The sequence below is a fragment of the Streptomyces sp. NPDC088915 genome, assembly GCF_044749825.1.
GTDB lineage: Bacteria > Actinomycetota > Actinomycetes > Streptomycetales > Streptomycetaceae > Streptomyces.
The window spans coordinates 1-8,748 of record NZ_JBIVIR010000041.1 but is presented as its reverse complement, the minus strand read 5'-3'; the positions used below and the strand labels follow the sequence as shown (position 1 = coordinate 8,748).

General features: G+C 71.0%; 6 protein-coding genes. 2 read left to right on the top strand and 4 right to left on the bottom strand.

Translation table 11 applies throughout. The features are described from left to right. Positions 1-647: 647 nt before the first annotated feature. The 4 genes from ACIP5O_RS36700 to ACIP5O_RS36685 form a co-directional block, all read right to left on the bottom strand. A complete protein-coding gene (locus ACIP5O_RS36700; protein WP_401302169.1) occupies positions 648-878 on the bottom strand; it encodes a pRL2-19 in 231 nt (76 codons plus the stop codon). Between the two features lie 540 nt (positions 879-1,418). After that, positions 1,419-3,563, bottom strand: a complete 2,145-nt coding sequence (locus ACIP5O_RS36695) for a hypothetical protein (RefSeq protein WP_401302166.1) — start codon at positions 3,561-3,563, stop codon at positions 1,419-1,421. 70 nt (positions 3,564-3,633) lie between these two features. Further along, complete coding sequence (locus tag ACIP5O_RS36690; RefSeq protein ID WP_401302163.1) at positions 3,634-5,430, bottom strand: hypothetical protein; 1,797 nt, start codon at positions 5,428-5,430, stop codon at positions 3,634-3,636. Positions 5,431-5,594: 164 nt separating this feature from the next. After that, positions 5,595-6,713, bottom strand: coding sequence for a hypothetical protein (locus ACIP5O_RS36685; RefSeq protein ID WP_401302160.1), 1,119 nt, complete (start codon positions 6,711-6,713; stop codon positions 5,595-5,597). Positions 6,714-6,917: 204 nt separating this feature from the next. Between ACIP5O_RS36685 and ACIP5O_RS36680 the strand changes: the two genes are divergently transcribed. Together ACIP5O_RS36680 and ACIP5O_RS36675 are read left to right on the top strand one after the other, a co-directional pair. Further along, positions 6,918-7,151, top strand: a complete 234-nt coding sequence (locus ACIP5O_RS36680; RefSeq protein ID WP_401302157.1) for a hypothetical protein — start codon at positions 6,918-6,920, stop codon at positions 7,149-7,151. Positions 7,152-7,326: 175 nt separating this feature from the next. Beyond that, on the top strand, positions 7,327-8,388 hold the full coding sequence (locus ACIP5O_RS36675; protein ID WP_401302155.1) for a hypothetical protein: 1,062 nt from the start codon (positions 7,327-7,329) through the stop codon (positions 8,386-8,388). The last annotated feature ends 360 nt before the right edge of the window (positions 8,389-8,748 follow it).

Sequence of the window (8,748 nt, the reverse complement as noted above, 5' to 3'; positions counted from 1 at the left end):
CCCGCGGAGCGGGTATGAATTCGCTTCGCGAATTCCAAGAGAAAGGCTCCGCTTTGCGGAGCCTAAGCTGCTTCGCAGCTATTGGAAAAAGCGCTGCGCGCTTTTTGATCCCCGCTGCGCGGGGAATCCGGATTTCCGCTGCGCTCCAATCCGGAGGGCCCACGCTGCGCCTGGGCCTGGGCGTGCACTGCGCGCCCGCCTACCGGCTCCGCCGGGCAGCGAGGGGAAGGGGGGCCGGGGAGGCGTGGTAAGTCCCTCACAGCCTCACAGATGCGCTTCTACCTTAGGGAATGACCTGTGAGCCTCACAGGCCGGCACTTACCACGCTGCGTGGTGAGTGCGGCCCGGCGTGCACTCACCACGCAGCGGCGCCGCCCGCAGGAACGTGGGTGGCGCCGCTGCGTGAATGGGGCTGGGAATGCGCTTCAAAAGGGGGAGGTAGACCAACTCTGGAGTCGTCCACTGTCCCCTCCTCCGGCTGCATCAAGTGATGCAGCATGTGCTATTGGCGGAACAGTGCCACACCCCCTTGCCGAGTGTTGCATCACGCAATGAGCTGTGTAGTGCCTGTGATTCCGGCGCATATCCTGTCCGGGGTAATTGAATTACTCACGAATAGTCATGCGCCGGAAATCTGTTAAAGGTATTTAGATGGTCTTCACTCCGCCTTCGTCGCCTTCCGGGCGAGGGTGGACGCTAATCCGTAGTGTGCCGTCTTCCTGAGGGAGCATGGAGAGGCCATGGAATCCTTTCTCAGTGCCAAGATTTTCTGCCGTGAATGCCTCACGGGGAATGTCCATCGATCCTCCGTTGTGCATGAGAATGCCGATCAGTACCGCGTGTGAGAGATCTTCCGGTCGCGTGGTGATGGGGTCCATTTTCTTTTCTCTCCTTTTCGATCTATGCCCGGGTGGGCATCTTCATGACTTGCGCGGCCGGAGAGGTGCTTCCGGCTTCTTCATGATTTCACTGAGGATGCCTGCTTGTCCGGCGAACTGGCAGGCTTTCCCCAGTAACACGAACGATTAACACGTCCAGTAACACGGGGGCTTGTAACACGCCTTCTCGCAGGCCAGGGGCCCGTACCCCGCCCCTCCGGCCCGTGTTACTGGACGTGTGAATCGTGCTGCGGCCGACCCTTGCGCCGGGCGTCCGCTGGCGCGGGCCGGGCGCGCTTGTCGGCTGTCGCGCTGTCCGCCCGGGGAACGGCCGGCGCCCCCCGGAGGAGGGGTGGTGGCCTCCGGGGGGCGCGACAGCCGACACGCGACACCGGTCACTCTTCGTGCCCGGCTAGTGGGTAGTGGGTACTGGGTAGTGGGTAGTGGGGCCCAGTGCTGAGGCGGGTTTCTGGATCCGCGGGGCGCGATAGGCGGTGCAGCGGGTAGTGGGGAGTGGCCCCACTACCCGCTACCCGGTAGCTATGCGTGATCGCGGTGGACGTAGCAGGAGTGCGGGCCGTTGCTGCGGTAGACCAGCTCGGCCGACTCGCGCAGAGCGTTGCGGACGGTCTTGCGGTCGAGCCCGAACCGCTCGGCCACCTCGCCCACCTTCATGCCGTCCTGGCCCCGGTCCTTGATGAGCTGGACCGCTTCCTCAAGCCACGCCGGGCCGCCCGTCTTCTCCTCTTCCGCGCGGGTGGGCTCTTCCGCCTCGGGAATCTTCTCCAGCATGGAGAGGAAATTACTCAGGTCCGCATCGGTGAGGGGCGATTCTTCTTTCTTCTGCGGCTCGATTTTCTCGGGCTGCTTTTCCTCGGACTGGCTTTCCTCCGGCTTGCGGGAGGACAAGTTGAGCGTCTGCCGGATTTCAAGTCCACCGACCTTCCGCGTGCCGGTTTCGGCTGCGGCCTCTTCCGGCTTTCCGACTTCCCAGAGACGGGCGATATTGGCCTCGCTCCATCGGTCGGCGTACTGCGGTCCGGCCGCTTCAATTGCGGCCGGTTCGAGCGTGGGACGGAAAGATCGGGTGCGTACTGCGATCTCATGGTAGAGGTTGCAACCGTCCGTCTTATAGGTCCGCATCGCCGTGGGAGGAACTTCGGTGTCAGGTTCTCCGGTGACCGATCCGATGACGCCAGAGCCCTTGGATCGGAGCTGCCGGATATCGATTCCGGGCACGCGTCCGAAGAGTTTTGCCACGGATGCGCCCTCTGCATCCGTCGCTGTAAGGGCGATCCGGGCGGGCGAGTACTTGCGGATGGCGCTGTCTCCGAGGGAGGAGACGTTGCCGTCGGTGGCGGTGAGGATGAGCCGGATGCCCATGGCGCGCAGGGTGCGGATGACGGTCGTGATCTTCGTGCGGACCCTGTTCTGCAACGGGTCATTGCCCTGGTATTGCAGCATCTCGGCGCCCTCGTCGATGATCCCGAAGATCATCGGGACGGCGGGCGACACGGTCAGGAGCTTGGTGTTGTCGGCGGTGCGGAGCCGCTGCGCGCCGATCGCGATCATCGCGTCGAGCATGGTCTCGGCATCGGCCAGCGTGGGGGCGAGCCAGTCCACGACCGGCGCCGTGTCCTTGGGCGGGCGGGCCCCGGTCTTGGGCTGCACGCGACCCGTGGCCTCCAGCCAAGGGCGGTTCCAGTGCTTGAAGTCGGCGCAGCCCTTGCCCCGGTCCATGCCCCACACCAGGACGTCGGGGCACCGGGACAGGGTGGCGATGATGCCGTCCAGGAGCGTGGACTTGGCGCTGCCGGGCGGGCCGATGACCAGCATGCAGGCCTCGCGGAGCGCGACCTTGATCGGGTCGCCGGAGCGGTCCACGACGATCGGCACCGCCTCGCGGATGGTGAGCGCCTGGTCCGCCTCGTGCACCGGGTAGGTGACGGAAAGGCCGGCGGTGTCGCGGGTGTCGACGTCGGCGATGACGTGGCCCTGCTGGCGGGCGCGCTCGATGCGAACCAGGCAGCCGACGGGGAGTCGGGCCGCTTCCGCGATCGTCTGCGCGTAGGCGGCGATCCGGTCGCTCGGGACGCCGATCGGCAGGCTCAGCTCGATCGCGAAGCCGGAGCCGTTGGGGCGGGGGGTGTAGCCGACGAACGTGAGATCCACGCGGGTGACCTGCTTGAACAGCTCCATCCACGCATCGATGACGGCCCAGTCCTGCCGGTTAATCTCGGCCTCGGCCAGCGCGGCCTCCAGGGCGCGGCGCGCGTCGTCGGCCGCTTCCTCGTGGACCTCGCTGGCGTAGGCGGCGCCGCCGACGCCGACCGTGATCGCGGCCAGCGCCGCGAGCGCCGACCAGGCCTCGGCGGCGTTCCACGTCGCGGGGTCGGACGCGATGACGACCGAGGTCCAGCCGCTCGACAGGAGCCATCCGGCGGCGCGGGTCGCCAGGCTCCATCGGCCCAGCCGCTGGCGGAGGCCGGCCGCGACGCCGTGCGCGGCGGCGCCGACCACGCCGACCGCGAGCGGCCAGCCGGAGGGCATCCCGGCGAGCGCTCCGGTACTGGCCACGGCCATGGACGTGGTGGCCATGGCGAGCGGGCCGGACACAGGCCCGTGGCGGGCCGCCCAGTCCAGTGCCATGTGTGCGCGGTGATCGGCTGCGGTCTGACGGGGCATGGGACTCTCCTTCGTGGTCGGCGGGGCGGAAGGGGCGGGCGCACCGGCGGCGCGCCCGCCCGGGTGGTTCCTAGCTGTCCTGGCCGCGCACGTCCCACAGCTCCTCGGCGGTGCGCCCGTCGGTGTGCCGCAGAATGTCCGCCTCGTGGTAGGTCCGGAAGACCTCACCGACCGCCTCTCCGGCGTCGACGCACAGGAGCATCTGCTTGTGCAGGTCGCTCAGCGCCCCGGTGACCTCGGGGTGAAGCGGCACGTTGTCCGGCGACAGGCGCTCCGCGACCGCCGCGAAGGTCTCCGCGAGGGCGGCCATGGCCTCCGGCAGGGTCTCGACCTGCGCGAGAACCTGCATCATGCCGCCCGGCTCCGCCTTCTGCGCCTGCTCCAGCATCGCGGTAGCCGCCTCGCGGAAGTCGAATCCCGTGCCGTCGCTGATGGGCTGGTCGCTCATGGTGGTCTCCTTCGGGGTGGTGGTGACAGGCGCGTCGGAGGGACGGGCCCGGGTGACGCCGGGGGGCGCCGGACGCTCGGCAAGCGCGCGGTCGGCCTCGGCCTGGTCGTGGTCCTGGTACGCGGCGACGTCCCGCGCGGTGCGCGCTTCCTGCGCGCTCTGGGACAGGCGCCGCCAGACCGCCCGGCCCCAGCGCGGCGGACGGACGCGGACGAGCTTGGCCACCGGCCACATGGCCAGGGACAGCGCCCCGACCGGGGCCGCAGCGAGCATCGCCAGCACGCGGCGCGCCCAGTGGCGGGCGGCCGACAGGCGCAGCGCCCGCGTACGGGCCAGCGCCCGCGCCTTCTCCTCGATCTGCCCCCGGCGGTTGGTGCGCCACCGGTCGCGGATCTGGTCCCGGGCGGCGCGGTAGGCCTCGCGGCGGGCGGCACCGAATCCGCGGGGCGCCTTCTGGTCCTTCTGGCGGTTGTCGCGGCGTGCCCGCAGCCGCCGCAGGAGACCGCCCTTGGTCCCGGCCTGGGTGGCCGAGGTGCCGTCCGATCCGGCGCCGCGCCGGATGCGGGCGAGCGTGCGGGCCGCCGCCCGGCCAGCGCTGCGCAGCCGGCCGGGACCGGCGCTTCTGGTGCCCGACTCCGCCGCCCGCAGCCGCGACGTCGCAGCGTGGCGCCCCTTCCCGGTGGAGGTGAGGCCGGCGCGCTGCGCGCGGCGGTCCTCGCGGCGCTGCCTGCGGTCCGCACGGCGCGTGTCGGCGAGCTGGCGGCGCGCGTCGGTCCGGGCCGCCGCAGCGGCGCTCTTGCCGGACTTCTGCGCGGTGGCTGCGGCCTCGCGGCGCGTCTGGCGCACCGCCGCCGCCTGCTGACGCACACGGGCCGCTGTGCCGCCCGTACCGGCCCCCGCAGCGCCGCTGCGGCCCTTGCTGGCGCCTAAGGCACCAGCCGCGCGCCACGGGCCGCCGGAGCGCCCGCCGGAGCCGGAGCCGCTGGCGGACCGTCCGCCGGATCGCCCGCCAGAGACCGCGCCGGAGCGCAGGACGCCTCCGGCCGACCCGCGCCCGGCCCCGGGCCGCTGGGACGGCACGGCATCGAGGCGTGCGCTCCGGCGGGCGCCGGGGCGGGAGCCCCTGCCCTGCCGGGCGGCGGTGGCGGCGCGCACGGCCACGATGGCGGCCGGGACGGACAGGAGCGCTCCGGCGGCCAGCATCGCGGCGCCGCCTCCGGCCGCGAGCCCCGACGCGGACACGGTGGCGATCGTGCCCGTGGTGCCCACGGTCACCGCCGGGATGATCGGCAGACCGCCGGGCGTGCTCACCGCCTCGGCCTCCGGAGCGAGGGCCGTGGTCTGGGTCTCGGCCTCCGGCACGGCCGGGGCCGCCGGAGCCTCCGGGGCCGGTTGTGTGGTGGGGGTTGGTGTCGTCATGCTGTGCCTACCTCCTGACTGCCAGTCACATTTGGGAGGTGGTCCCGGCGGGGGTACGTCCCGCCGGGACCGTCACGGGATGATCACGCGTGGTGATCCCGTGAGCGTAGGACTCACCGCCGACAGCGTCATGTGACTTGCCATCTAGGCGGATTGAGCCGGTATCAGTTGTAAAGACCGGTTCCGGGCTGGTTTTTGGTCTCCGCCTGCCGGGCCTCGCGCAGGTAGCGGGCCACGGAGTCCCGGTCCGGGGCGGTCGGGAAGAGGGGCGCGAGCCGGGCGACCACCTGGTCCGGGTCGCGCTGACCGAGCCGGTAGAGCGTGTGGACGGCACTGCGGAGGCTCATCGACGCCGGAGTCTCCGGAGTCTCCGGGCGGAGATCTCCGCCCGTCTCCGCGCCGCTGACCTGCGCGGAGACCGTCTCCGCCGGAGTCTCCGGCCACATCCGCCGGGGCTCTCCGCCCGTCTCCGCGCCGTGCCGGAGGGCATCGGCCACGATCTCGGCCACCGGGACTCCGGCGTCCGTGGCAGCCTCCAGCGAGGCCCGCGCCCGGCGCTGGTCGGCCATCGCCCGGGAGCGGAGCTCCGCCAGCGTGGCCGATCCGATCGGCCGATCGGCCACGGGCTCCGGCCAGTCGGCCACGCGCTCCGCCCGCACCGAGACCGGCTCCAGCTCGCCGTACATCGCTTCCAGCGCCGCCTTCGTCTGCGCCGCCCGGCCACGGGAGCGCAGCACCTCGGCGGCCGTGTCCGCGATCGCCAGCTCGGCGTATGCCTCGTCCCGCTCGACGGCCAGCCACGCGGCCGTGTCCGGCGACAGCTTGCGGGACATGCCGCTCAGCACCGTGTGCCACAGCACCTTGGCCACGAGCGAGACCGCCGGGCCGCCGACCGCGAGTCCCCAGTCGCCCTCACGGATGCCGTGCACGGCAAGGACGACGACGGAGGCCGCGAGCAGCATCCAGCCGATCCTGTCGGCCGCCGCGCGGCGCTCCGGGTCGGTGCGGTGCGCCACCGCCAGGAGCAGGGCCACCAGCCACGCGGTGTCGAAGACGCCGCCACCGACGTAGCCCCACCAGCCGCCCAGCATCTCCGCGATGCTCATCGTGGAGTAGACGACCGTGGCCACGGTCAGCAGACCGGTGATGACAAGCGCGAGAACCTGGGCGCGCCCCTTCCAGTCCGTAGGCAGCCGCGGGGCAGCCTCCGGAATCTCGCGCGGCCGGCCCGCCACTGTGACTGTGCGGGTCCTGGCCCTACCTGCGCCGATACGATCCGTCATGGATCGCACCTCCTGTCCATCTCAGGGGTGTGCGGTCAAGGCCTCGGCCGGGACTCCTACCTCCCAGCCGGGGCCGCTTTCGTGCGCACGGTGGCTCCGCCCCGCCGTAGTGGCCGGGGTGCCTTCCGTGGTCACCACAGTACGGGATTGCTTCGCTGAGTACAACACTACTTCGCAGAGAAGTGATGAGCTATGATGCGTCCCATGGAGATTCCCGAGCACGCACAGGCAGCCGCCCTTCAGCGGCTTGCTGACCTGGGCGAAGAGCGCGCAAAGCTGCTACAGCGAGCCAAAGACCTACTGCCGCAGATTCAGGAGGCGGCCCTAGAGGCCGACCGGCTCGGCGCCCAGCGCTCGCGGGCTCAGAAGCTCTCCAAGATCAGCCCGGCCACCTTCTACAAGTGGCTGCCCGAGCGGCGCAGCGAGGATCGCGGCTGACCAGCCCACCACGGGGCGTACGCTCCTGACCACACAAGAGAACAAAAAGAACAGTGCCCACCTGTTGCCCCCCGCGCCAACGGAGGAGGTGAGCACTGCGACCGGCATAGGTCTGGTGTCGAGTGTAGAGGCGGGTCGACCCGCTCTCCACCGCGCCGGGCCAGGAAGGCTCGATGTGGCTACTACCCACACGGCCGCACCGCCCAGCGAGTGCGGCTCCTGCGTCAAGATCCACCGCGTGCTCGTCCAGCACCACCGCAAGGGGCTCGGCCAGCCCCTCACCGGCGCCGCGCTCGCCGCCGCCGCCGGTATCTCCCGCCGCGCAACGCTCCTGCACGTAGCGCACCTAGTCGAGTGCGTCTGGGTCGCGGCCGACCGGCGCACGCCGATCACCGGCGCGGCCGATGCGCCGGCCCCGGCCCCGGCGGCGCCCGCCGGGCCGACCTCCCCGCTCGGCTGGGCGACCACGGCGGGGCTCTCCTGCCGGACCTGCGGGCGCCTGCTCGTCATCCTCGCCACCGCCGCAAGCGGCCAGTGGTCTGTCCAGACGACCGAGTCAGACCTCGCCGCCGCGCTCGACCTCACCGGCCGGACCGTCCGGACGCACCTCGGTGCCCTCACCGGCCGCCGCCCTCACACGGCACCGCACCAGATCACCGGACCGCTCCTGCGCACCGAGCTGGTGCCCGGCACCGCCGGGCGCGGCGGCATGAAGTTCGTCTTCCTCACCGGGGAGACCGCCCTCGGCTCCGCCGCCGAGACGTACAGCCGCGCCGAGTACGCCGAGCTACGCGACCGCGCGCTGAAGGTGCTCGCCCAGGTGACCATCACGGCCGCCCTGCCCACCCGCGAGCGCACCCGCGCCGCCGAGCTGCTCGTGATTCCTCGGCTGCACCTGGGCTACCCGGACGCAGTGCTGGTGGAGTCCATGAGCGAGCCGGGCGACCGGGCGGGCACGGCCAAGGTGACCGCGTACGGCCTGATCAAGTGGCGGCTCACCCAGCGGGCGCCTCTCACCGGCTACGTGCCCGCCGCACGGGACGCGTTCGACCCGATGCCCGTCGTGCACGACTGCGCTGACTGCGGAGACCCGATCCACGCCCCGCGCCACGTCGAGTACTGCGCCGACTGCTACCGGCGCCGCCGCGCGGGCATCTCTCTGGAGATCGTCGAGTCGGCAGAGGCCGCCCGGCTCCTCGCCATGCGGGCTGATCTCCCGCCCGCACCTGTCCTCTGAAGGTTCCAGGGTGTGACCCAAATTTTCCGGGGTGGGTCACACCCTCTGACCTGGGGAAATGGCCAGGTTGTCCACGGAATCCACAGCAGGCCACCTCTGGTTTTCCACAGGCAGTCCAGAGAGGTTCACACCTTCGCAAGGCTGTGACCTGGGAAAACACGCTTTTTGGGTCAGAGGTGTGACCCAAATCTTCCGGGCCCCTAGGAAATACCTAGATACCTGGGAGGGGAGCGCAGCGGACCGCTCCGCTTCGTACGCGCGCGCAGCGCGCAGCAGCCGCAGCGAAGCGGAGGCTGCGCCCCCGCAACGCGGGGGCTTGCACTTCTATGCAGCGCAGCGCATAGGTACCCGCTCCGCGGG